The sequence below is a fragment of the Bradyrhizobium sp. Kon37 genome (assembly GCF_055807535.1).
This window is the reverse complement of record NZ_JBVVOY010000006.1, coordinates 1-22,731: the sequence shown is the minus strand read 5'-3', so window position 1 is coordinate 22,731 and position 22,731 is coordinate 1. Positions and strand designations below refer to the sequence as shown.

The 22,731-nt window shown below is 63.9% G+C and carries 21 protein-coding genes; 4 read left to right on the top strand and 17 right to left on the bottom strand.

What is annotated here, in order from left to right; all coding sequences use genetic code 11:
- Positions 1-12: 12 nt before the first annotated feature.
- From AC0L3J_RS15015 to AC0L3J_RS14995, 5 genes are read right to left on the bottom strand one after another with little or no spacing between them, the layout of a single operon-like run.
- The gene (locus AC0L3J_RS15015; protein WP_473347499.1) at positions 13-1,149 is read right to left on the bottom strand and encodes an NAD(P)/FAD-dependent oxidoreductase; all 1,137 of its coding nucleotides are present in this window, start codon (positions 1,147-1,149) and stop codon (positions 13-15) included.
- Positions 1,150-1,157: 8 nt separating this feature from the next.
- Positions 1,158-1,964, bottom strand: coding sequence for an ABC transporter permease (locus tag AC0L3J_RS15010; protein ID WP_473347498.1), 807 nt, complete (start codon positions 1,962-1,964; stop codon positions 1,158-1,160).
- A complete protein-coding gene (locus AC0L3J_RS15005) occupies positions 1,961-2,836 on the bottom strand; it encodes an ABC transporter permease (protein ID WP_473347497.1) in 876 nt (291 codons plus the stop codon). The genes AC0L3J_RS15010 and AC0L3J_RS15005 overlap by 4 nt, the downstream gene beginning before the upstream one ends.
- Positions 2,833-3,867, bottom strand: a complete 1,035-nt coding sequence (locus AC0L3J_RS15000; RefSeq protein ID WP_473347496.1) for an ABC transporter ATP-binding protein — start codon at positions 3,865-3,867, stop codon at positions 2,833-2,835. The genes AC0L3J_RS15005 and AC0L3J_RS15000 overlap by 4 nt, the downstream gene beginning before the upstream one ends.
- Before the next feature lie 23 nt (positions 3,868-3,890).
- The gene (locus AC0L3J_RS14995; protein WP_473347495.1) at positions 3,891-4,925 is read right to left on the bottom strand and encodes an ABC transporter substrate-binding protein; all 1,035 of its coding nucleotides are present in this window, start codon (positions 4,923-4,925) and stop codon (positions 3,891-3,893) included.
- 271 nt (positions 4,926-5,196) lie between these two features.
- Between AC0L3J_RS14995 and AC0L3J_RS14990 the strand changes: the two genes are divergently transcribed.
- Positions 5,197-6,096 (top strand): LysR substrate-binding domain-containing protein, encoded by a 900-nt coding sequence (locus AC0L3J_RS14990; protein ID WP_473347494.1) that lies wholly within the window; start codon positions 5,197-5,199, stop codon positions 6,094-6,096.
- A gap of 254 nt (positions 6,097-6,350) precedes the next feature.
- Here AC0L3J_RS14990 and AC0L3J_RS14985 read toward each other — a convergent pair whose 3' ends face one another.
- The 9 genes from AC0L3J_RS14985 to AC0L3J_RS14945 are packed head-to-tail and all read right to left on the bottom strand — an operon-like array spanning position 6,351 to position 15,118.
- A complete protein-coding gene (locus tag AC0L3J_RS14985; RefSeq protein ID WP_473347493.1) occupies positions 6,351-7,724 on the bottom strand; it encodes an amidohydrolase family protein in 1,374 nt (457 codons plus the stop codon).
- Positions 7,721-9,304: an ABC transporter substrate-binding protein gene (locus tag AC0L3J_RS14980; RefSeq protein WP_473347492.1), complete on the bottom strand. Its 1,584-nt coding sequence runs from the start codon at positions 9,302-9,304 to the stop codon at positions 7,721-7,723. Before AC0L3J_RS14980 ends, AC0L3J_RS14985 begins: the two co-directional genes overlap by 4 nt.
- 22 nt (positions 9,305-9,326) lie before the next feature.
- On the bottom strand, positions 9,327-9,977 hold the full coding sequence (locus AC0L3J_RS14975; RefSeq protein WP_473347491.1) for an aspartate/glutamate racemase family protein: 651 nt from the start codon (positions 9,975-9,977) through the stop codon (positions 9,327-9,329).
- 8 nt (positions 9,978-9,985) lie between these two features.
- A complete protein-coding gene (locus AC0L3J_RS14970) occupies positions 9,986-10,870 on the bottom strand; it encodes a polysaccharide deacetylase family protein (RefSeq protein WP_473347490.1) in 885 nt (294 codons plus the stop codon).
- Positions 10,857-11,672 carry an ABC transporter substrate-binding protein gene (locus AC0L3J_RS14965; protein WP_473347489.1) on the bottom strand — a complete coding sequence of 272 codons (816 nt, stop codon included), beginning with the start codon at positions 11,670-11,672 and terminating at the stop codon, positions 10,857-10,859. Before AC0L3J_RS14965 ends, AC0L3J_RS14970 begins: the two co-directional genes overlap by 14 nt.
- A 14-nt stretch (positions 11,673-11,686) precedes the next feature.
- Entirely contained in the window at positions 11,687-12,451 is a 765-nt protein-coding gene (locus tag AC0L3J_RS14960) for an amino acid ABC transporter ATP-binding protein (RefSeq protein ID WP_473347488.1), read from the bottom strand.
- On the bottom strand, positions 12,448-13,305 hold the full coding sequence (locus tag AC0L3J_RS14955) for an amino acid ABC transporter permease (protein WP_027570289.1): 858 nt from the start codon (positions 13,303-13,305) through the stop codon (positions 12,448-12,450). Before AC0L3J_RS14955 ends, AC0L3J_RS14960 begins: the two co-directional genes overlap by 4 nt.
- A complete protein-coding gene (locus AC0L3J_RS14950; RefSeq protein WP_473347487.1) occupies positions 13,302-14,126 on the bottom strand; it encodes an ABC transporter substrate-binding protein in 825 nt (274 codons plus the stop codon). The genes AC0L3J_RS14955 and AC0L3J_RS14950 overlap by 4 nt, the downstream gene beginning before the upstream one ends.
- A 35-nt stretch (positions 14,127-14,161) precedes the next feature.
- On the bottom strand, positions 14,162-15,118 hold the full coding sequence (locus AC0L3J_RS14945) for an N-carbamoyl-D-amino-acid hydrolase (protein WP_473347486.1): 957 nt from the start codon (positions 15,116-15,118) through the stop codon (positions 14,162-14,164).
- Positions 15,119-15,269: 151 nt separating this feature from the next.
- Between AC0L3J_RS14945 and AC0L3J_RS14940 the strand changes: the two genes are divergently transcribed.
- Positions 15,270-16,196 (top strand): LysR family transcriptional regulator, encoded by a 927-nt coding sequence (locus AC0L3J_RS14940; protein WP_473347485.1) that lies wholly within the window; start codon positions 15,270-15,272, stop codon positions 16,194-16,196.
- A gap of 23 nt (positions 16,197-16,219) precedes the next feature.
- A complete protein-coding gene (locus tag AC0L3J_RS14935; protein WP_473347484.1) occupies positions 16,220-16,933 on the top strand; it encodes a type 1 glutamine amidotransferase in 714 nt (237 codons plus the stop codon).
- Positions 16,934-17,135: 202 nt separating this feature from the next.
- Here the strand turns inward: AC0L3J_RS14935 and AC0L3J_RS14930 are convergent, their stop codons facing one another.
- Positions 17,136-17,603, bottom strand: coding sequence for a nuclear transport factor 2 family protein (locus AC0L3J_RS14930; RefSeq protein WP_473347483.1), 468 nt, complete (start codon positions 17,601-17,603; stop codon positions 17,136-17,138).
- Positions 17,604-17,680: 77 nt separating this feature from the next.
- Positions 17,681-18,085, bottom strand: coding sequence for a YbgC/FadM family acyl-CoA thioesterase (locus AC0L3J_RS14925; protein WP_473347482.1), 405 nt, complete (start codon positions 18,083-18,085; stop codon positions 17,681-17,683).
- A gap of 1,210 nt (positions 18,086-19,295) precedes the next feature.
- Between AC0L3J_RS14925 and AC0L3J_RS14920 the strand changes: the two genes are divergently transcribed.
- Positions 19,296-20,030 (top strand): outer membrane protein, encoded by a 735-nt coding sequence (locus AC0L3J_RS14920; protein WP_007614406.1) that lies wholly within the window; start codon positions 19,296-19,298, stop codon positions 20,028-20,030.
- Between the two features lie 2,554 nt (positions 20,031-22,584).
- Here the strand turns inward: AC0L3J_RS14920 and AC0L3J_RS14915 are convergent.
- Positions 22,585-22,731, bottom strand: a 147-nt coding sequence (locus AC0L3J_RS14915; RefSeq protein WP_283806991.1) for an SbmA/BacA-like family transporter, incomplete at its 5' end; no start/stop codon positions are given.

Here is a 22,731-nt window from a genome sequence, read left to right as displayed (position 1 = left end):
CCTTTAATATCCCTAGTAGCCGCTGTTGTTCGCGGCACCGGCGGCGCCAAAACGGCTGGCCGAGAACGCGCCGACCAGCTCCGGATCGAGCGCGCCCTGCGCGACCATCCGCGCGATCTCGAACGCGTGGTTGGAGGCGAGCGTCACGCCGGAATGACAGCAGGCGACGAAGGCGCCGGGATGCGTCTCCGACTGGTCGTAGATCGGGAAGCCGTCCTGCGGCATGACGCGGATGCCGGCCCAGCTCCTGACCACGTTGAGCCGCGCGAGATGCGGAAACATCCGCTGTGCGCGATCGGTCATCACGGCGCTGATCGAGTGCTTCAGCGCGCGATCGTCGAGCTCGTCTTCCTTGCTGTCGCCGATCATCACCGTGCCCTCGTCGGTCTGGCGGATCGTGGTCAGCGGATGCGGCAGGAACGGCATGGTGCGCTCGGTCACCACGATCTGACCACGGGTCGGGCCCATCGGGGCGTAGAGACCGACCATCGGCGCCAGGGTCTGGTTGGCATTGCCGGCAGCGAGCACGATCTTGGCGGCACGGAGCTCGCCCTGCGGCGTCGTCAGGCGGAATTCGCCGCCGCTCTGGCTGATCGCCGAGACCGGACGCTCCGGAAGATAGTCGATGCCGAATGCCTTGAAGCCGGTGTGGAACGCACGAAACGTGCGCAGCGAATTGACGTGACCGTCGAGTGGACAAAAGCTGCCGCCGGAGACTTCAGGCCCGATCAGCGGCAGCGCCTTCTTCACCTCGGACGCCGGCAGCATCTCCATCTTGTAGTCGGCTGCGCCAGTCTGGTTGTGCATGCGCTTCACCAGCTCGGTGCGCTGGCCGAACTCGTCTTCGCCGAGCGTGAGATGAAAGCCGCCATTCTGCTGAAGAGAGACGTCGAGATCGGTCTGTTGCTTCAATTCCGCAGCGAGCCTGCTCCACGCCTGTGACGCCTGCACCGTCCAGACGGTATAGGCCGGCATGCCGAGGCCCTTGCTCTGGACCCAGACCAGTGCAAAGTTGGCACGCGACGCACGCTTGGTGATATCGCCTTCGTCGAGCACGGCGACGCGCTTGCCAAATCGGCCGAGGCCCCAGGCAATGGCGGAGCCGAGCAATCCGCCGCCGACGACGGCGACGTCGTAATCTGTTCGCATGGATTCTCCTATCGCCCCGGATCGCCCTTGCCGGCGAGCACGCGGTCGAGCCCGTAGAAGCGGTCGAGCAGAATGAGGGCGGTCATGGTGATCGCGATCACGCAGGCCGAGACCGACGTCACCAGCGGATCGATGTTGTCCTGGATGTACAGAAACATGCGCACCGGCAGTGTTTCGGTGCCGGGTGCCGCGAGGAAGACGGTCATGGTGAGATCGTCGAAGGACTGGATGAAGGCGAGCGCCCAGCCGCTGATGACGCCGGGCAGGATCAACGGCAGCGTGATGCGGCGGAACAGCGTCCAGCCGCCGGCGCCAAGCGAGACCGCGGCCATCTCGACCGTGCGATCCATGCCGGTCGCCGCCGCCAGCGTCAGCCGCAGCGCGAACGGAAACACGATGATGACATGCGCGATGATCAGCGCGGCGAAGCTGCCGCCGAGGCCAGCCGACGTGAAGAAGCGCAGGAAGGCGATGCCGAGCACGACATGCGGGATCATCAGCGGCGAGAGAAAGAGGGCCGCGAGCGCATCACGGCCGCGGAAGCGATAGCGCGCGATCGCAAGCGCCGCCGGCACCGCGAACAGAAGCGCCACGAAGGAGGACAATGCGCCAAGGCCAAGACTGACCCAGAAAGCATGGACGAATTCGGGATAGTTGGCGATCGCCCTGAACCAGCGCAACGAAAAGCCGTTTGTCGGCAGCGACAAGAAGCCTTCAGGCGTGAACGCGACGAGGCAGACGACGAGGATCGGCGCCACCATGACGATGACGAAGATGGTGTGGAAGATCAGCGCAAGCGGGCCATTCCGGCTCATCGGAACACCTCCGCGTAGCGACGCTCGATCAGTGTGTTGCTGCCGACGACGATCAAGACCAGCGCGGCCAGCAGCAGCGTGGCGACCGCCGCACCCAGCGGCCAGTTCAGCGTGTTGAGGAACTCGTCATAGGCGAGCGTCGCCGCGACCTTGAGTCGGCGGCCGCCGATGATCGCGGGCGTCGCAAACGCGCTGGCCGAGAGCGAAAACACGATGATCGCCCCCGACAGCACGCCCGGCATGATCTGCGGCATGATGATGCGGCGGATGATGGTCACAGGGCCGGCGCCGAGCGACATCGCGGCATTCTCGATCTGCGGATCGAGCCGCTGCAGCGCTGCCCACACCGACAGCACCATGAACGGCATCATCACATGCGCAAGCGCGACCACCATGCCGGTTTCGGTGAACATGAAGGGGATAGGCGCGCGGATCAGCCCGGCCGACATCATCAGCTTGTTGACGAGGCCATTGTTGCCGCCAAACAGCAGCGCCCAGCCGAGCGTCCGCGCCACCACGGAAATCAATAGCGGCCCCAGGATAACCAGCAGGAAAACGCTCTTCCAGCGTCCGCCCATGCGGTTGAGGATGTAGGCTTCGGGCGCACCGAGAACAGCCGTGAGCAGTGTGGTCAGGATCGCGATGCGAAACGTCCGCCCGAACATTTCGGCATAGTAGGGATCGGTCGCAATCTCTCGCCAGTTCTTGAGGATGAAGACCGGCTCGATGCCCTTGTACTGGCCCCAATCGTGGAACGACAGCATCACGGTCATTGCCAACGGAATCAGGAGCACGCCGACGAACAGCATCAAAGCGGGCGCGGTCAGCGCCCAGGGCATGCGTGCGTTTCGTTCCTCGGCGGAAGCGCTCATGCGACGCCCCTCACGCCCATGTCTTCCGGCCGCCAGGTGAGGTGAACGGCCTCGCCTTCGACCGGCTGCGATCGGCCGTCATTCTGGCGGATCACGGTCGCCGGGCCGCATTCGCTCTCGCACTGGAACAGCCAGTGATTGCCCTGGAAGATGCGCGTGACGATCTTTGCGCCGAGGCCTGCGTCGCCAAAGTCGATCCGCTCGGGGCGAATGCTGACGGTGACGGGACCGCTGCGCCCGGCAGGCGCAGGCGCGCTCCAGGAGCCGGCGATCAGTCGCGCAGGCGCACTGGTCCGATCGATCGTCGCGGCAAAGTCGTTGGTCTTGCCCAAAAACTGCGAGACGAAGGCCGAGGCTGGCTTCTCATAGGTCTCCTGCGGCGTGCCGATCTGCTCGATCCGCCCCTGGCTCATCACCACGATACGGTCGGACAGCGACATCGCCTCGTTCTGGTCATGGGTGACGAGGATCGTGGTGGTGCCGATGGTGCGCTGGATCTGGCGCAGCTCGATCTGCATCTCCTCGCGCAGCTTGGCGTCGAGATTCGACAGCGGCTCGTCGAGCAGCAATACGCTCGGCTTGATCACCAGCGCGCGCGCCAGCGCCACGCGCTGCTGCTGGCCGCCGGACATGCGGCGCGGATGGCGATCCTCGTAGCCGGCAAGCCCGACCATCGCGAGCGCGGCGCGGACGCGCTCGGTCCGTTCGCCGCGCGGCACATTGCGCATCTCGAGGCCGAAGGCGACATTCTCGGCCGCGGTCATGTGCGGAAACAGCGCGTAGCTCTGGAACACGATCCCGAGCCCGCGTTTGGCCGGATGGATCGCGGTCAGGTCCTTGCCCTCCAGCCGGATCGCGCCGCGGCTGGGATCGAGGAAGCCCGCGATCATTTGCAGGGTCGTGGTCTTGCCGCAGCCGGAGGGGCCGAGGAAGGAGATGAACTCCCCCTTCCCCACCGCGAGACTGAAGTCGTCGACGACAGTCTGCGCCCCGAATTGCTTGGCGACCCCTTCGAGCTCGAGATAGGCCATCGCACTGTCTCCGGGATGACCGATCAGCGCTCGACCTCGCGATTCCAGCGTTTGGTCCATTCCTCGCGCTTCTCGTTGATGACGGTCCAGTCCGGATTATAGAGCTTTGCCGCGCGCTCGCCGATCGGCGCCATCTTGCCGAGCTCGGGCGGGATCACCAGCGATTTCAGCACCGGGCCGTAGCCGTAATCCTTCAGCATCACGAGCTGGATCTTGGGTTCGAGCAACATCTTGACGAAGCTGGACGCAAGCGGCGAGGCGTTCGGCTTGGTGATCGGACAGGCGGTGGTCAGCAGCGTCGCGGCGCCTTCCTTCGGGTAGACGAAGTCGACGGGGAAACCGGTATTGGCAAAGCTCTGCACGCGGCCCGTGCCCCACACGGCGATCACGGCCTGGCCGGACTGGAACAGTTCGGTCATCTTGCCCGGCGACGGCTCATAGGCGAGCACGTTCGGATTGATCTGCTCCTTGAAGATCTTGAAGCCGGAATCGACGTTGGTTTCGCCGCCGCCGTTCATCTTCGACAGCATCACCAGCGCTTCGAGGCCATAGGTGTTGTTGATCGGCGGGATCACGAGCTGCTTGGCGTATTTCGTGTCCTTCAAATCGTTCCAGGAGGTCGGCGGCGCCCAGCCCTTCTCCGCAAACACCTTGGTGTTGTACATCAGGCCGGTCGCGACGATGCCGATGGCGACCGCACGATCGTCCTTGAAGCGCGCGGTGTCGTAGAGATCGGTCGGCAGGCCATCGAGCTTGCCGCAGAAGCCGAGTTGGATCGCCTGGTACATCGGGCCGTCGTCAACGATGGCGACGTCGATCTGCTGGTTGCCCTTCTGCGCCTGCAGCTTTGCCAGCGTGTCGGTGGAGTTGCCGGCGACGTACTCGACCTTGACGCCGTTCTGCTTCTCGAAAGCCGGGATCACCTCGTCGCGGATGGTCTTCTCGAACGAGCCGCCATAGCCGGCGACATAGAGCGTTTTCTGCTGGGCCGTGGCGACCGACGGGGCGGCGATGAGTGCCGCGATGCTGACCGCTGTCAGAAGGCGAAGAGTCTTCATGTGGTCCGATCTCCATACCGGAATGAGGTGACGTGCCGACGAGTCTCGTTGGCTGAACCTTCCGCATTTCCTTCCGCGCAAATCCCTCCCCGACAGGGCTCCGGCCCCTGCGCGGCTGGTTTTGGCGCGATCCGGAGGTTCGAACCCCTCCGATCTGCCGAAAAAGCGGGCCGTCTCCAGCTCTGATGAAAAAGATCGCAAACTCCGGCTTCCATCGTCCAATGAATAATGGCAGCTTCTGCATGCCTAAATGTTATGAATGGAATTCGGGATGGCGCGCATCAATTCGCGACAGGTGGAAGCCTTCCGGGCGACGATGCTGACCGGCAGCGTGACCGAGGCGGCGGCGCTGATGAAAGTGACGCAGCCGGCAGTCTCCCGGCTGCTGCGCGACCTCCAGGCGCTGTTGAAGATGGAGCTGTTCGAGCGGCGCGGCACCGGCCTGGTGCCGACCGCCGCGGCCATGGCACTCTACACCGAAGTCGAGCGCTCCTTCGTCGGGCTCGAACGCATCACCGCGGCAGCCGAGGAAATCCGGGGCCGCCGCACCGGCTCACTGCGGATCGCGGCACTTCCAGCATTGTCGAATGGCTATTTGCCGCGGCTCACCGGGCACTTCCTGAAGGAGCGGCCCAACCTCAACCTCGCTTTCTTCGGCGTGATCTCGCCGATCGTGGTCGACTGGGTGCTGAACAACCAATGCGACGTCGGCTTTGCCGAGGTGCCGATCGCGCATTCGGGCTTGCCGAGCCAGAAGCTGCCGGCGCCCGCGCGTGTGGCTGTACTGCCCACCGGTCACCGCCTCGCAGAAAAGGAAGTGCTGGAGCCCCGCGATTTCGAGGGCGAGACGTTCATCTCCCTGTCGGCGGGCTCGTCGAGCCGCCACCTCGTCGACCAGGTCTTCCATCGCCACGACGTCCGCCGCGTGCTCAGGGTCGAGACCACGCTATCGGAGATCATGTGCGGCATGGTGTCGTCGGGGCTCGGGGTCGCGATCTGCGATCCCTTTACCGCGCAGGAATTTTCCACCCGCGGCGTCGTCGTGCGCCGCTTCCTGCCTCGCATCGACTTCGAATTCTCGGCGGTCTTTCCAGCGCAGCGCAGCCCCTCACCGGTGGCGCTAGATCTGGTCGAGACCATGCGCAAGGCGCTGGTGGAGTTCGAGGACTAAATCGAGAGTTTCGATTGCGGAAGTAGCCCCTCACCCCACCCTCTCCCCGTAAGAACGGGGCGAGGGAGCGAGAGACTGGTGCGTCCCTCACTCTAAGAGCCAGCTGAACGGGCGTGGCGTGCCGCGAGTCTTAACCTCTCCCCGCCCTTTTGCGGGGAGAGGTCGGATTGCGAAGCAATCCGGGTGAGGGGCTGGGCACTGCGTTGCCAGGAGCGGACGCCATCCGCCGCGCAAAGCCAACTCCGAAGTCGCCCTCAGCCGTTGAACGCCGCCTGCGCCTCCGGCAGGTCCCAGATCTTGCCGATCGCAGCCGTCCCCGCCGCTGTGATCGCAGCCTCGTCAGCGCCGTGATAACGGCCGGCATCGACCAGCATGCGACCGTCCACCATGACCTGATCGATATTCGCGCGATTGGCGAGTGCGATCAGCGCGCGGCGCGGGTCAAACAGCGGCTGAAGATGCGGATGGGTGAGATCGACGATCGTGAGATCGGCGGTCGCGCCCGGCTCGATGCGGCCGAGGTCAGGCCGCTTGATCACGTCTGCGGCGACCGCCGTGTTGGCCTCGATCAATTCGGGCGAGCTCGCGACATCGGCGCGCGCCGAGGTGATCTTGGAGATCAACGACGCCGCATTGAGCTCGCCGAGCAGGTCCATGTTGTAGCCGTCGGTACCTACCACGGTGCGAACGCCGTGCTCTGCAAACCGGCTGAACGCGGCGGTGACGCCGGCGCGCGCGAACACGCGCGGGCAGTTGAGGACCGTCATGCCGCGCGCGGCCATCAGCTTGAGATCGTCGTCGGTGCTGAACATGCAGTGCGCCGCCATCAGATCGGGCGCCAGCAGGCCCAGCCAGTCGAGATATTGCGCCGGTGTGCGGCCGCCATAGCGCTTGCCGATGGTTTCGACCTCGGCGCGGCTCTGCGCCATATGCGTCGTTATGGGCACGCCAAGCTCGCGCGCCCGCGCGGCACAGGCCTTGAGCAGATCGGGGCCGCAGGTGTCGGTGGCGTGTGGGCTCATCGCAAGGCCGATGCGACCGTCGCCACGATTATTCCATCGCTGGTAGAGCGCATCCCAGGTCGCCATGTCGGCAGTGCCGTCATCGCCGGAGTAGTGAACCACGCCGTCGGGGCCAGCCTTGGCGTCCGACGTCGAGAACAGATAGGGCGCGCCGTAGAAACGGATGCCCATCTCCTCGGCGGCGTCGAACATCTCCGGGATGGAATTGCGGAACGGCTCCATCACCGTGGTGGCGCCGCCCTTCAGGAGTTGGAGGATGCCGAGCCGCGCGACCGCCATGCGCTCTTCCGCCGACAAGATATCTGCACCGCGCTTGGTCAGCGGCAAGAGCACCGTGTAGACGATGCTCTGGTTGTTGCGGCGGCCGTTGCCGTCCTCGGTGTGGCTGCGCGCCACCGCTTCCGAGAAGCAGTGATTATGCAGGTTCAGCAGGCCGGGCAGAACGAAGCGGCCGGGACGGTCATGCACCTCGTCCGCGCGCGGCTTGTCGCGCGTGACCGCGGCGATTGTCTTGCCTTCGACCAGGACCCAATGGTCGCGCAACACATCCTGCGCGCCGTCCTTGCGAGACAGCACATAGCTGCCGAAAATTGCTGAGGTGCTCATGCGGGGCGTACGTTCCAGAAGACGGCGGTGCCGTCGAGAATGCCGGTGATGGCTTTGCGATAGGCGGTCGGCTGCTTGTACAGGCCGATCGGAATATAGGGGATTTCCTGGAAAGCCACCGCCTGGATCTCACGGCAGATGCGCTGCTGCTCCGCGAGCTCGGAGGCCGCGAGCCACTGGCTGCGCAAGGCTCCCATCTTCTCGCTCGCATACCAGCCGGCGACCTTGCCCTCGCCGCGGATATTGGTGTTGCCGGCCGGATTGAGCCAGTCGATGCCCTGCCAGTTGCCGACCGCCGCGCTCCAGCCGCCCTGACCGATCGGATCCTTCTTGAGCTGGCGCTGCAACACTACGGCGAAATCGAGCCCGGCATATTCGACGTCCATGCCGGCTTTGCGCAAGGAGTCGACGGCGATCTCGCCAAGCGGCTTCTGCGCCAGTGAATTGGCAGGGACGAGCACCACGATCTTCTCGCCATTATAGCCGGCGGCCTTGAGGTCGGCCTTCACCTTGGCGTAGTCACGCGGGCCGCGGAACACATCGAGGCCGACCTCGCTCGCCATCGGCGTATTCGGCGCGAAATAGCCGATCGGGGAGACCTGGAAGTTCGGATCGGTCCCGGCCACCGCGGTCATGAAGGCGGATTGATCGATCGCCCCCAACAGCGCGCGGCGGACGGCAGGGTTGTCGAACGGCGGCTGAAGATGATTGAGGCGCAGCATGCAGGCGTAACCGCGGGGATCGAGGATGCGCGTCTCGATGTCGCCGGCCGCCTTGATGATCGGCAGCAGGTCGTGCGGCGTGGTCTCCTGCCAGTCCTGCTCGCCGGTCTGCAGCGCGGCGACGCCGGTACCGGCATCGGGCGTGGTGGTCCAGACCACCCGATCGTAATGCACGATCTTCGGGCCCGCGGTCCAATCCGGCTTGCCGTCGCTACGCGGCTGGTAGCGCTCGAATTTGGCGTAGGCGTTGCGCGCACCCTGCACGCGCTCGTCGGCGAGATAGCGGAACGGACCGCTGCCGATCACTTCGGTCAGCGGCTTGAACGGGTCCTGACTCGCGAGCCGCTCCGGCATCATGAAGCAGGCGTTGATCGCGGCCTTGCCGAGCGCCTGGGGCAGGAGCGGGAATGGACGCTTGAGGCGGAAGCGGATGGTGCGGTCGTCGGCGGCCGACAGCTCGTCCGTCGCCTCCATCAGCTCACCGCCAAAGCCGTCGCGCGCGGCCCAGCGGCGGATGCTCGCGACGCAGTCGCGGGCAAGCACGCGTTCGCCGTCGTGCCAGAACAGGCCGTCGCGCAACGTCAGATCCCACTGGAGCTGGTCACTGGAGATGACGTGGCCCGACAGCATCTGCGGCGAGACTTGCAGGGAGGAGCTCATGCCGTAAAGCGTGTCGTAGACCATGAAGCCATGGTTTCGCGACACCTGCGCCGTGGAATAGATGGGGTCGACGAAGGCGAGGTCGATGACGGGAATGAAGCGCAACGTGGTCTGGGATTCGGCGCGCAGGATGCCCGGGAATGACAGCGCCGGTACAGCGGCTGCGGCCTTGAGGAGCGAACGACGGGAGACGGGCATTGCAAGAGGCTCCTGAAGGATCTTACGTGTTCAGCAAGACCGCGCCGATCGCAACGGCCACCGCCTGCTGCGCCGGCTCGACCACGGGCACACCGATGGCCTCGGCAATCACCGCGCGATGAGACGCCATGCCGGCACAGCCCATCACCACGACGTCGGCGCGACATTGCGTGACCAGCGCGCGGCCGGCTTCGATCAACCGTCCGCGGATGTCCGCGCCTGCCGTTTCGGCCGCGCTCGCGCCGACCGACCAGCTTCCGGCATAGCGGCTGTCGACGCCCATCACCCGCGCCATCCGCTGCTGGCGGCGAATGCTCGACGGAGACAGCGCGATGATTCCGAAACGTTCACCCAGCATCATTGCGCGAAAGATGCCGCACTCCGCGATGCCCATCACCGGGCGCGCGCCGGCCGCCTCGCGCACCGCATGCAGGCCGGGATCACTGAAGCAGGCGAGCACGAAGGCATCCGCATCGTCGCGCGACACACGGTTGACCAGCGGCATCACAACGCTGTCGGCGTCGCGCTGCGAGCTGATGCCCGGCGGCCCCTCGGCAAGGCCGACGACCTCGATCTCGGGTCCGCCGGCGATGCGCAGGGACGCGACGGCGTCATCGATCGCCGCCGTCACCGACGCGGAGGAGTTGGGGTTGATGACGAGGATGCGGGTCATGGCGTGGCTCAACTTTTGCCGGCCTCGTGGCGCAGGAAGTTGGCCGCGATCTTCTCGCCGGTCGTGATCCAGACATCCGGGCACGACTTTGCGTAAGTCAGGAACTCACGCAGCAGGCGCAGCCGCATCGGACGGCCGCTGCATTGCGGATGCAGCACCGTCGTCACCATCGCGCCCCAGTCTCTGGTTTCGTCGAGCTCGTCTTTCCAGATCGAAAGCACATGCTCCTTGGGGAAAATCGAGCGCGGACTGAAGCGCGCGGACAGGCCGTGCATCCAGTCGTCATAGCTTGCAGTCACCGGCAGCTCGATCGTGCCGGGCTTGCCGTCGGCGAGACGATGGCGATAGGGCCGAACGTCGTCGCGGAACGATGAGGTGTAGACGATGCCGTGACGCACCAGCGCCACCCGCAGCTCCTCGGTGAACTCGCCGTAAGGAGCGCGGTAGCCGGTCGGCCTGACGCCAAGCCGGCGCTTGAGCGCCTCAAAACCGCGCTCGAGCTCCTCCTCGATCCAGGGATCGCCAGGATCGGGAAGGAGATGATGATAACCGTGGTGGCCGATCTCATGGCCCGCTTTGAGGATGGACTCGGCCATCGCCGGATGCGCGTCGACCGACCATCCCGTGACGAAGAAGGTGGCCTTGAGATCGAGCTGGTCGAGCAGCTCCAGGAGTTTCGGCGTGCCGACGCGCGCCTCATAGCCGCCATAGCTCATGGTGATGAGCCGCTGCGCGTGCAACGCGTCCTTGCTGGTCCAGGCGCTCTCCGCGTCCACGTCGAACGACAGGAACATCGCCGAATTGTACGGCTTCGGCCAGGTGTATTCCGGCGCGGGATCCGCGGTGTTGGCTGGGGTGAGCGGGATGCTCTGGAGTGCCTTACTGTCCAGCATTGAGGGTCGCCTTTTCGAGTGCGTTGTCGGTCAGTTTCCACTTGGCGAGCAGCGTGCGGTAGGTGCCGTCCGCGATCAGCGCATCGACCGCCTCTAGCATGGCTTGCTGCAGCGCCTTTTCCTTGACCGGCAGAGCAATGCCGGTGAATTGCTGCGCGATGGGCTCGCCCACAGTCGCATAGGTGCCGGGCTCGAGGTCTATGATGTAGGGCAGCGTCTCGTTGCCCTGTGCGGCGGCATCGATGCGGCCCTGCCTGAGCTGGGTGCGGGCGTCGGCCGAGCCGTCGGTCCCGACGAACTGGATCGGGTTGGTCCCGCAATTCTTCTCGCTCCAGGCCGCGATCTGCGCCGGGAACATCGTGCGGCGGCTGGCGCCGACCTTCTTGCCACAGAGCGCGGCTGCGTCCTTGAACTCCGCCTTGCGCGACTGCTGCACGAAGAACTGCGGACCACTGCGCAGATAATCGACGAAGGACGCGATCTCGTGCCGGCTCGCATAGTCCGTGAAGCCGGACAGGATGGCGTCCACCCGCCCTGTCGAGATCGACGGCATGAACTCGGCAAAGCTGGTCTCCTGCCATTCGATCTTGACGCCGAGCTTGCGGCCGATGGCCTCGCCGAGATCGATGTCGAAGCCGGACAACGCGTTGGTGGCGGGATCGCGGAACTCCATCGGCGGATAGTTCGGCACCAGCGCGACCTTGATGCTGCCGCGCTTGGCGATCTCCGCCGGCAGCTCGACCGCCATGACCGGCGCGCACATGGCGCCAACGAGTGCCGCCGTAACCAGAAGTCTCTTCATCGATACGCCCCCATTCAGATCACTGCCGAAAGAAATGCCTTGGTGCGCTCCTCGCGCGGCGTGCCTAAGACGTCCGAGGCGCTGCCCTGCTCGATGATCGCGCCCTGGTCCATGTAGACGACGCGGTCGGCGACCTCGCGCGCGAAGCCGAGTTCGTGCGTCACGACCATCATGGTCATGCCGCTCCGCGCCAGCTCCTTCATGACGGCCAAAACCTCGCCGACGAGCTCGGGATCGAGTGCGCTGGTCGGCTCGTCGAACAGCATCAGCATCGGCTTCATGGCAAGCGCGCGGGCGATCGCGACGCGCTGCTGCTGGCCACCGGAGAGCTGGGCGGGATACGAGTCGGCTTTGGCCGACAATCCGACGCGCCGCAGCAGCTCGATCGCCTCCGCACGCACCTCGTCGGATTTTCGGCCCTGAACCTGGAGCGGACCTTCGGTGATGTTTTCGAGCGCGGTTTTGTGCGGAAACAGGTTGAAGCGCTGGAACACCATGCCGGTCTTCAGCCGCTGCCGCCCGATTTCGCGCTCGCTGAGCCGATGCAGCCGGCCGCCCTGCTCGCGCACGCCCAGGAGCTCGCCGTCGAGCCAGATGCCGCCGCTGTCGATCGCGGCGAGCTGGTTGATGCAGCGGAGCAGCGTGGTCTTGCCGGAGCCGGAGGCGCCGATCAGGCACATCACCTCGCCGGGCCGGATGTCGAGCGAGACATTTTTGAGAGCTTGAAACTCGCCAAAACTCTTGCTGACGGAGCGGATCGCGACGAGGGGTTTTGTCATCGCGCGAGCCGCAATGTGCCGCGTGCAAAACGGCGTTCGAGCAGCATCTGGAGCGGTGTCAGGACCGAGACGACGAGCAGGTACCAGAGCCCGGCGACGATCAGGAGCTCGATCACGCGCGAATTGGCGTAGTAGATGTTCTCGGCGTTGTGCAGCAACTCCGGATATTGGATGACGCTGGCGAGCGAGGTCGCCTTCACCATGCCGATGAACTCGTTGCCAAGCGGCGGGATCACCACTCGCATCGCCTGCGGCAGCACGATCCGGCGCAGCGCACGCAAGCGTCCCATGCCGATCGCCTGCGCCGCCTCATATTGCCCGATATCGACCGACAGCATGCCGGCGCGCATCACTTCCGACGTATAGGCGCCCTGGTTGATGCCGAGCCCGAGCAGCGCGGCGAGGAACGGCGTCATGACGTCGACGGCGCGCGCGCTCCACAGCCCGGGAATGCCGATGGTCGGAAACACCAGCGCGAGATTGAACCACAGCAGCAGTTGCAGGATCAGCGGCGTGCCGCGGAACAACCAGGTGTAGCCGGCGGCAACGGTCTTCAGCACCGGGTTGGGCGACAGCCGCATGATCGCGATGACGACGCCGAGGAAGATGCCAAGCGCCATCGCCAGCACCGCCATCACCATGGTGTTGACGATGCCTTCGAGAATGACCTTTGCGGTCAGGAAGCGGCTGACATAGGACCATTCGATCTGGCCAGCCGCAAACGCGCGCACGATCAATGCAAGCACAAGAACGATCAGCGCGGCGCTGAGCCAGCGAAACCAATGCGGCTCGCGCGCGATCCGCATCCCCGACAGGTCGGGAAAACCCTCCGCGAGTGCCGGTGCCGTCTTCATTGCGACGCCGCGTTCAGCATGGGCTTCTCGACTGCGTTGGCGCCGAGACCCCATTTGTCGAGGACAGCCTTGTAGGAACCGTCTGCGATCATCGCGGTGAGCTTCTCGGTCACCACCTCACGAAGCGCCGCATCGTCCTTGCGGAACATGATGCCCTGATATCCTTTGGCAAAGGGGTCGCCGATCACGCGGTATTTGCCGGGTTCCTGCGTCTGCGCATAAGGCAGCGTCTCGCTGCCCTGCACGGCGGCGTCGATGCGGCCCTGCTTGAGCTGATTGCGGACGTCGATCGAGTTCTCGCCCGGCACGTACTGGATCGCCGGCTTGCCGGCCGCCTCGCAATTCTGCTTGCTCCACTTCTCGATCTCGACCGGGAAGCTCGTGCTGCGGGTGGTCCCGACCTTCTTGCCGCAGAGATCGGTCGCAGCCTTGGCTTCGTTCTCGGCCATCACGAAGAACTGCGGGCCGGTTCCCAGATAATCGACGAAATCCGCGGTCTCACGCCGCGAGGCGCGATCGGAGATGCCGGAGATGATGAAATCGGCGCGCTTGGTCTGGAGCGACGGGATCAATTCGGCGAACGGCGTCTCGCTCCAGACGATCTTCACGCCGAGGCGCTTGGCGAGCTCGTTCGCCAGATCGACGTCGAGACCGACGAGCTCATTGGTCGCGGGATCGCGGTATTCCATCGGCGCGTAAGTGGAGTTGACGGTGAGCTTCAACGCGCCCGCCTGCTTGATCTCAGCCGGAAGCTCTGCCGCCTGCGCGGACGTCGCGGCCGCCAGCGCTGCGATGCCGAGGAAATACGAGAGGCGCGTCATATCGGCTCCTTTGCCAACGTTGTTGGAACGTCCTGTCAGTCCGCGTCGAGAACCGCGGGTTCGATCACGCCGGCGCGTTCGGTGATCACCCTGTATTGCTCCGGCCGCCGGTGTGCGGCGAAGTTGAACATCTTGTCCTTGCCCTGGCGGCAGAGGTCGAGATCGATGTCGGCGACGATCACCTCGTCGGTGAGCGTTGCGGCCTGCGCGACGATGCGGCCGTTGGGATCGACGATGCAGGAGCCGCCGATCAGCCCGGAGCCGTCCTCCTCGCCTGCCTTCGCCACCGAGATCGCCCAGGTCGCGTTCATGTAGGCGTTGGCCTGCGTCACCAGCGTAGAGTGGAAGGTGCGCAAGGAGGCGTCTTCCGTGCTGCCGCCATTGGGATCATAGGCCGCCGAATTGTAGCCGATGCAGACAAGCTCGACGCCCTGCAGGCCAAGCACGCGCCAGGATTCCGGCCAGCGGCGATCGTTGCAGATCATCATGCCCATGATGGCATGGGCCCAGGCCGAGCCGGAGCGGAAGGCCGGAAAGCCGAGATCGCCGTATTCAAAATAGCGCTTCTCGAGCTGCTGGTAGCGCGCACCTTGTCGCGGCTCGACCGAGCCCGGCAGGTGCACCTTGCGATAACGGCCGAGCAGCTCGCCGTCGCGATCGACCAGGACGGCGCAATTGTAGCGGCGTCCATCCGGCGTCAGCTCGGCATAGCCGACATAGAAGCCGACGCGCAGCTCACGCGCACGGTCGAACAAGGCGGCGACGTTCGGGTTCGGCATGCCGCGTTCGAAATAATGGTCGAGCGCCTCGCCTTCGAGCAGCCAACGCGGAAAGAACGTGGTGAAGGCGAGCTCGGGAAACACCACGAGGCTGGCGCCGCGGCCGGCCGCCTCCTCCAGCAGCGCAAGCATCCGCGACAGCGTATGCTCGCGCGTATCGGCTTTTTGCGTCGGCCCCATCTGTGCGGCGGCGGCGCGAAGGACACGAACCAAGATTGCCTCCAATCTGTGCGCAGTGGCGCCTCAATGGGCGGATGAACCCTTTGATGCCACGTGCAAATCCGCTGCCATTACGCGGAAGCGGGGCTGCAAAATCAATTCATTCTGCTATGATGTTTTGGCCCAGAGTATAATCGGCAGTGATATGAACCTGCGCCAGCTCGAGATTCTCCGTGCCGTCATCCGCCACCGCACCACGGTTGCGGCCGCCGACGAACTGGCGTTATCGCAGCCTGCCGTCAGCAACGCGCTGAAGACGATGGAGGCGCAGGCGGGTTTTGCGCTGTTCGAACGCGTCAACAACCGGCTGTTTCCGACCACGGAAGCGATGGCGCTCTACAAGGAGAGCGAGGCGATCTTCGCGCTGCACGCAAAGCTCGAGAACCGCGTGCGCGATCTGCGCGAGAACCGCTCCGGGCATCTCGCGCTGGTCGCGACGCCGCCGCTCGCCTACAGCATCATCCCCTCGGCCCTGTCAGCCTTCCTGCGCCGCCGCCCGGAGACGCGGGTGTTCTTCGACGTGCGGCGCTATGAGGGTATCATCGAAGGCGTGCTCAACCGCGTCGCCGAGCTCGGCTTCGCGCTCGGGCTGACACATCATCCAGGCATCGCCCATGAGGTGGTGCACACCGGCGAGATGGTGTGCGTGCTGCCGCCGCAGCACCCGCTCGTCGATCGGCCGGTGATCTCGGCAGCCGACCTGTCCGGCCTGCCCTTCATCGGGCTTGAGCGCGGCACGCGCCTCGGTGAAGCTGTGCGTGACAGTTTTGCCCGCGCCGGCGCGCCGTTCCAACCGACCGTCGAGGTGCGCTACTGCAACACGGCCTGCGTGCTCGCCGCCGCCGGCGTCGGCGCCGCCGTGGTCGATCCCTTCTCGCCGCGGCAGAACGGCGGGACCGGCCTCGTCGTGCGGCCGTTCGCGCCGACGACGCACGCGGTGGCCTATATGCTATGGTCGGAAGCAGAGCCGCTGTCGCGCCTCGCCAAGGCGTTTCTCAACGAGGTCCGGAAAGAGAGTGCGCTGCTGGAGCGCACAGCGCCACACCAGCAACATGGGGCAGGAAGCGACTGAGCTTGACCTTTACCGGAGGGCACATGGCACGCATCACCATCATCGAGACCGGGCAGGTCCCACAAAAATATCGCGAGCGCCACGGTTCGTTCCCGGACATGTTCGAGCGCATGGTCCGCGCCGAGGATCCGACAGCCACGGTCGACATCGTCAGCATCCCGAACGGCGATGCGCTGCCCGATCCGTGCAGTTTGGAGGCGGTGCTGATCACCGGCGCGGCCGCCGGCGTCTATGACGGGCTCGACTGGATCGCGCCGCTGGAAGATTTCGTGCGCACGGCCTACGCCAACAGGACGCCGATGGTCGGCATCTGCTTCGGTCATCAGTTGATCGCGCAGGCGCTCGGCGGCACCGTGCGCAAATCGGAGAAGGGCTGGGGCATCGGCCGGCACGTCTATCAAGTGCTGCCGGACAACGGCGTCGTCGACGGCGGAGCGGTCGCCATTGCCTGCTCGCATCAGGACCAGGTGATCGAGCCGCCGAACGATGCGCTGACGATCCTCTCCTCGGACTTCACCCCGCATGCCGGCCTGCTCTACGCCAACGGCGCGACGCTGTCGGTGCAACCCCATCCGGAATTCGACGTGGAGTTTGCGCAGGTGTGCTGTGAGCTGCGCGACGGCAAAGCGCCGGACGATGTCGTTGCCACGGCGAGGAAGTCACTGGCGGAGCCGATGGACCACGCCAGGCTCGGTGGGGCGATTACGAGATTTTTGGCAAGGCGTGCGTCACTGTAATCCGCGGCACTCGCGGCGCAGATTCTTCCCTTCTCCCCTTGCGGGAGAAGGTGGCGCGAAGCGCCGGATGAGGGGTTGCCTCAGCGGATACTAACGCAAGAGAGCCGCGTGCGGAGAGCGACCCCTCACCCGTCTCGCCGCTGCTCGGCGAGCCACCCTCTCCCGCAAGGGGAGAGGGTGAAGCAGCGTTGCTTGTAGGAAATCAGAACGGATCCGTCCCCAACCCCGCCACGTCCGCAGGCCTTGGCCCTGGCGCCGGCCAGTGAAACCGCCGGTCCTTCTCCGCAATCGCGACGTCGTTGATCGAGGCCTCGCGCCGCCGCATCAGGCCGTGCTCGTCGAACTCCCACTGCTCGTTGCCGTAGGAGCGATACCACTGGCCGCTCGCATCGTGCCATTCGTACTGGAAGCGCACGGCGATGCGGTTTTCGTCGAACGCCCAGAGATCCTTGATGAGGCGGTAGTCGTGCTCCTTCTCCCATTTGCGGGTGAGGAACGCGACGATGGCGTCGCGCCCCTGAAAAACCTCGGAGCGATTGCGCCAGCGGCTGTCCTCGGTATAGGCGAGCGAGACGCGCACCGGGTCGCGCGAATTCCAGGCATCCTCGGCCATGCGGGCCTTTTGCGCGGCGGTCTCACGGGTAAAGGGCGGAAGCGGCGGGCGCGACATGGGGGCCTCATCGGTTGGCGGGAGTGCAATCTATCGCCGCCCACGGGGGAGTCGAGACGCCGTCCGCTATCGCCCGATCACGAAATCAGATCAGCCTTCATCAAGGCGCGGATCGATTTCGGGATCGGCTGGGCGCGGCCGCCGCTGATGAAAGCGACGCGCACCTCGGCTTTCACCAGCACGTCCTCGGCCCGCCGCACCTCCTGCGCCAGCATGATGGAGGCGCCCTTCACAGCGACCGGCCAGGTCACGACGTCGAGCACGTCGTCCATCCGGGCAGGCTTGAGGAAATCGAGGTGCATCGAGCGCACCACGAAGGCGAAGCTTGCGTCTTCCGTCTCGGTTTGCTCGAACAGCGCCTGCTGCTCGGCACCCATCAGCCGCAGATGATTGGTCCGCCCGCGCTCCATGAAGCGCAAATAGTTGGCGTGATAGACGATGCCGGAAAACTCTGGTTTGACGATATCGCAACAGAATACCAACTTCTTGATTTCGTTGGGGCGCTGGAGGGCGATAGCGTGAACAAGCGCAGATTTTTCTACGTCCCTTTCATGGCGAGCCGCAGCGCCTTCGGGATCAGCTTCAGTGTTCACCTAGCTCGCCTCGAGAGAAATGTCAGCCCGGCCGCGAGCATAGCGGCCCGAAGGGGCATGCGGGACGAGTGCAGCGACAACACCGGTGTTTGAGCGGTACGCGGGAACGGGGCCGTGATAACGCTCGCCACAGGCGAGCCCGTTTTCCGAGTGCCCCCGGCGAGGAGCACTTTATGGCTTGCGCGAGGCATCGTGATCCGAAGGGCCGAGACAGCATGGCTCGGCAAGCTGGCTCATAGAGCCCCGTCCGCGGAGCGGACGCGCCCACAACCTAATTAGACCCGTACTTGTGCCATGGGCGAAACCGCGGCACTTATGAGCCTGATTTCGGGAGATCCTATCGCGGACCTCACACCACTGACCCACATTAAGAACGTGTGCGGTTATTTGCGTGAGAGTTTCCGGGTTCGTTGCTCCGTCGGCGCCGCCCCTGACCGAAAGCCCAACCGATCGCTCCTGCATTGACGGTTTCGTCCGCGGAGCCGGAGCAGGACTGGCGTGTATCGTACTCCGTCAACCCAGCTCCATGGCCTGGCCGGAATAGTCGACGAACAGCTTCTCGCCGGCGACATGGACCTGGGGACAGGATGGGCTTGAGGGGGCCGGCCCATTGTAGCGTTCGCATAGCTGAAGCAGTCGGAGTTAGGCAAAAGACCAAGGTAGCTGGGTTGCAGACTGTCAGCGGTGCGCGCCTCCTGGTTACCCCCGATCGCAATCGCTGAAATAGCGATCACGATCGGCTGGAAACGGTGATCACGATGCTCTGGAATGGGCGATCACGATGGCTTGGCCTTCGTGATCACGAACGGCTGGAACACGCACTTACCGGGCGCCCCGTCGACCTACCACGCTACTACGTCGCGACGTGGAGCGATGCCGTCAGGCTGCGGGTGCGCAAGAGGCAGGACACCGCGCTGATCTACGCTCGCAAGCGAAGGGGCATGTCAAGGAGTTGGAGATATCTGCAACGCCGCAACCTGACGCGGCGTTTGATTCACGCATTTCTTCCAGCGCCAATGTTGCGATGCAGTTACAGCAATTTGCGTGCACGTTGTTAAGACGCAGCCGGCTCGGGGGCACTCAAGACATGGGAATAGAAATGAAGAACTTGTTGCTTATGACAGTCAGTACGGTGGCGCTTGCTGCGGTGGCCCCCGCATTCAGTGCTGATCTGCCTGCGCAACCCATCAGGCCTCTCTACACCACCGCTCCAGGACCTGTCGCGGCTGCAATCTACGATTGGAGTGCTTACTATTTCGGCGTGAACGGTGGTCTGAGCTCAGGCGAGAGTTGTTGGGAGTACCTTGGCAGCACGCCCGAGGGCTGTCATCATCCGACAGGCGGTAGCGTGGGCCTCCAGATCGGCTATCGATGGCAGATGGGCCAGATCGTGCTGGGTGTTGAGGGCCAGGGCAACTGGGCTGATTTGACCGGGTCCAATCACAGCATCGCGTTTTCCGATACTACCAACCAGACTAAGATTGACGCGTTCGGTCTCATGACGGGGCAGATTGGTTATGCCTTCGGGAACAACGTACTTTACGGCAAAGGCGGCGCCGCAGTCACGAGCAACATCCATCAGATCAGCTCGACCGTGGCAGGAGCCAGTAGGAAAAGTGACGTTCTTTGGGGCGGTGTGTTGGGGGTCGGATTCGAGCACGGCCTCGCACCGAACTGGACGGTGGGCTTCGAGTACGACCACCTGTTCTTCCAGCCCCGCACGGCGAAATTCAGCGGGAACATCGGTGGGGCCGATCGCATCCGCGAGGGTCTCGACCTTATCACGGTACGGGTCAACTATAAGTTTGGCGGTCCGATTCTCCTGAAATATTGATCCGTACTTGTGTCGATGGCCCCGGCCTAGCCGGGGCCATTTGAAGGAAAGCATGGCCCGCTCAGAGCCCGGCCATTCAGGCAATTCCGACGTGAGATTCAAGCGCGCGATCCCGGCCCTTCGCCTTTCGCTGGCCTGCGATCCCTCCTTCTCCGGACGGCAAGCTCGGCAGCACTTGGCGGGGAACCGCCGGCTCAGCGCTGGAGCACATTCGACACCGAAAGTCGGCCGTAATCGTGGACAGGGTAGTCGCAAGGGCGACGAGCTCGGAACCTGCGTCGATCCCGCGGGAATGATACTGCTTAGCTTGCGGCTGCCGCCTTGCCAGGGTAGGCGGCGCATCGCCGTCGCAATCGAGGCAGACGAGATCGTCGAACACAGCTGCCTCCGCTGAGGCGGCCACGGCAAGATCCGCCTGCAAGCGTTGAGGACATAATAGATCGGCTCATCCGCGTCTGTCGCGAACCCGGACGATAGGCAGCTCGGCTTTCCAGCATCTCAACGGCCCGTCCGATCTTTCGGATCACTCGGCCTCGCCTGCTTCGGCTACGAGCGGCAACCGAGCAGGCGAGCACCTGCCCTCCGACATCGCCGACATCGCGCGCCAAGCGCCGATGCGGACCGAGGAGAAATCATCGGTGCCGCGGGCGGGGCGCAATGACGTCAGTGAAAGCCGCGGACACGGGCGACTCCATGATGAAGCAAGGCGGCATCCACAGCAGGACTGACCCGAGTTTCTCCGGCCAGGACGCCATAACCCTCGCGCTCAGATGGCATCGCTGCCGGGCGCAAGCTCCATGGCCGGGCAGAACTCTAGTCTCGCGTCGCCTTGCAACCCGCCGAAACCCAGTCGGTCAGCCACGCCGGAGCGCGGGGAATAGGTTTGGAGTTCATTCTCGGTCCTTCACACCTCGAAGGGGGTTCTGCAGTTCGCACCCGTAGCAACCACAACAGGATTCCTGCAGACTCCGTAGCGCGAGACGCGTCAAGACAGTTGGATCCAAGTGGCCTTTTGCGGCCAGAGCTAATACCTTTTCGGCGAGGCACGCCTTCAACGAAGACGTCCGGTTTGCTTCGGGCACCATCCCGATCGCATCGTCCAGAACACCTCGCAACAAAGCGCATAGTTTGGTTTTCGGTGTCATGGCGCCAATCCAAAAACAACGGAGATCTGGCCGACCTCGGCTCCGGCCCGCCTGGCCGGTGGCCCCCGGAAAGCCGTGCGGAATAAACCTTCTTCGCTCCAGGGAGCGGGAGGAGTAAGGGAGACGGCCGAGCCTACAAGTACAAGAGCTAGGTTTCGGTAATGTGACAGTTCGTGCTCCGCTCATTCTGGATGCATGACGGCTTAAGAAAGCATCCTGCGGATAAGTCCTTTGGTTTTCAAGTCGACGCTTGCTGACGCTATCAACAAAAGTTCGTAAAGCATTTGGTGAGGATCGCCGAGCCGTGAATTGGGCAGCCTTAGTGGATTGCTTGTTTCGATCGCGCCAATTCCAGCTTAGGAGCTCGTCGCGCCTTTTGAGCCGGATGTGCGGCGCGGTTGCTATAGTCGGCGAGCCACGCTTGTGAAATCCACGCTGCTCAATCTGGCGGTCATGTTCACGGCCAGAGCTCCGGCTCGGCGGAAACGGATTGGTCCGCAGGCTCAGAGTTGTCAAATCCCGGTTCTGGTAGTTGAAACACGACGCAACATCATCTTGAACTCTTCTGGCACGGTTCACAGTTGAGCTTACGGTGATAAGAATTTCTCTTCGAGATAATTTCGGCGTGCTCCGGCCAGCCCAGCTTGTCGCCGTCCAGGATCGCTGGTTCGAGTGGCTCGATATTCGCACCGAAACTTTCGCCCAGCTGCGCGATCCAGTGACGCTAGAACGAGCTTGGGTGCCACTGGGCTCGATTACCGTTCCGCCAGAACCAGAATGGACACCAACACATCCGGCGGTCACAAGGGCTCGCCGCCCCACGTAATGCCTACCCCTGTTTAGCACCGTATTCCATGGAGGCGGATCAAGTTTGAAACATCCCGCATGGTCGTTCTGGCCAGTCAGTCAGTGTCCGGTGCCATGTGTGACACAATTATGATTGCTCGCGGGACAACACCGTTGAGGCGTGTCTGACTCACACTGTCGAACTTACGACACGCTGGTACTTATTTGTAGAGCTAGGCGGTGTGGACTCTGAGAACCCATTTCCAGGAGCAAATCAGATTCATGGCTGTTTTCTCGGAGCAAGTCTTCGGTGTCATGAACCCGCTGGCTTGACTGCAGGTCGAACGCGACGCGGCTGCTTTGTAGCTTACCCGCCGCGGCTGCAATGGCCCCTACAGCCATCCGCCGCCCCTTTGCCTCAGTCCGCGCGCTGCAACAGCGCGCTAGCCGTCATCCACAACAACACGTCACGGGGGTTCCGATATGCAGTTGCTAAGTTTCTCCACGCCGAGCGCCATTCTCTCGAGTGCCCCTTCTCACAACTTAAGCAATTCAGCAGCGTTGCGACCGATTGACGCGGAACGGAAGGTCAGGTGTCCGTCAACTCCCTACAGCTATAGGAATCATGTGGCTGGCTTCCTTATCTCGATCGACGGCAGTGGCCCACCGTGGATCTTTGCCTCAAAGCTCCGCAGCCGCTGATAGATCGAGATCAGTTCGACGATCGTGCTCCAGGAGTTGACGAGATACTGAAACGAGGTTCGTACTTG

Bases quoted from the DNA above. Each gene is read 5' to 3' on its own strand.
- AC0L3J_RS15010 (WP_473347498.1), bottom strand. From the start codon at position 1,964: ATGAGCCGGAATGGCCCGCTTGCGCTGATCTTCCACACCATCTTCGTC.
- AC0L3J_RS14920 (WP_007614406.1), top strand. From the start codon at position 19,296: ATGAAGAACTTGTTGCTTATGACAGTCAGTACGGTGGCGCTTGCTGCG.
- AC0L3J_RS14940 (WP_473347485.1), top strand. From the start codon at position 15,270: ATGAACCTGCGCCAGCTCGAGATTCTCCGTGCCGTCATCCGCCACCGC.
- AC0L3J_RS15000 (WP_473347496.1), bottom strand. From the start codon at position 3,867: ATGGCCTATCTCGAGCTCGAAGGGGTCGCCAAGCAATTCGGGGCGCAG.
- AC0L3J_RS14930 (WP_473347483.1), bottom strand. From the start codon at position 17,603: ATGTCGCGCCCGCCGCTTCCGCCCTTTACCCGTGAGACCGCCGCGCAA.
- AC0L3J_RS14990 (WP_473347494.1), top strand. From the start codon at position 5,197: ATGGCGCGCATCAATTCGCGACAGGTGGAAGCCTTCCGGGCGACGATG.
- AC0L3J_RS14955 (WP_027570289.1), bottom strand. From the start codon at position 13,305: ATGAAGACGGCACCGGCACTCGCGGAGGGTTTTCCCGACCTGTCGGGG.
- AC0L3J_RS15005 (WP_473347497.1), bottom strand. From the start codon at position 2,836: ATGAGCGCTTCCGCCGAGGAACGAAACGCACGCATGCCCTGGGCGCTG.
- AC0L3J_RS15015 (WP_473347499.1), bottom strand. From the start codon at position 1,149: ATGCGAACAGATTACGACGTCGCCGTCGTCGGCGGCGGATTGCTCGGC.
- AC0L3J_RS14985 (WP_473347493.1), bottom strand. From the start codon at position 7,724: ATGAGCACCTCAGCAATTTTCGGCAGCTATGTGCTGTCTCGCAAGGAC.
- AC0L3J_RS14960 (WP_473347488.1), bottom strand. From the start codon at position 12,451: ATGACAAAACCCCTCGTCGCGATCCGCTCCGTCAGCAAGAGTTTTGGC.
- AC0L3J_RS14965 (WP_473347489.1), bottom strand. From the start codon at position 11,672: ATGAAGAGACTTCTGGTTACGGCGGCACTCGTTGGCGCCATGTGCGCG.
- AC0L3J_RS14980 (WP_473347492.1), bottom strand. From the start codon at position 9,304: ATGCCCGTCTCCCGTCGTTCGCTCCTCAAGGCCGCAGCCGCTGTACCG.
- AC0L3J_RS14975 (WP_473347491.1), bottom strand. From the start codon at position 9,977: ATGACCCGCATCCTCGTCATCAACCCCAACTCCTCCGCGTCGGTGACG.
- AC0L3J_RS14970 (WP_473347490.1), bottom strand. From the start codon at position 10,870: ATGCTGGACAGTAAGGCACTCCAGAGCATCCCGCTCACCCCAGCCAAC.
- AC0L3J_RS14935 (WP_473347484.1), top strand. From the start codon at position 16,220: ATGGCACGCATCACCATCATCGAGACCGGGCAGGTCCCACAAAAATAT.
- AC0L3J_RS14995 (WP_473347495.1), bottom strand. From the start codon at position 4,925: ATGAAGACTCTTCGCCTTCTGACAGCGGTCAGCATCGCGGCACTCATC.
- AC0L3J_RS14950 (WP_473347487.1), bottom strand. From the start codon at position 14,126: ATGACGCGCCTCTCGTATTTCCTCGGCATCGCAGCGCTGGCGGCCGCG.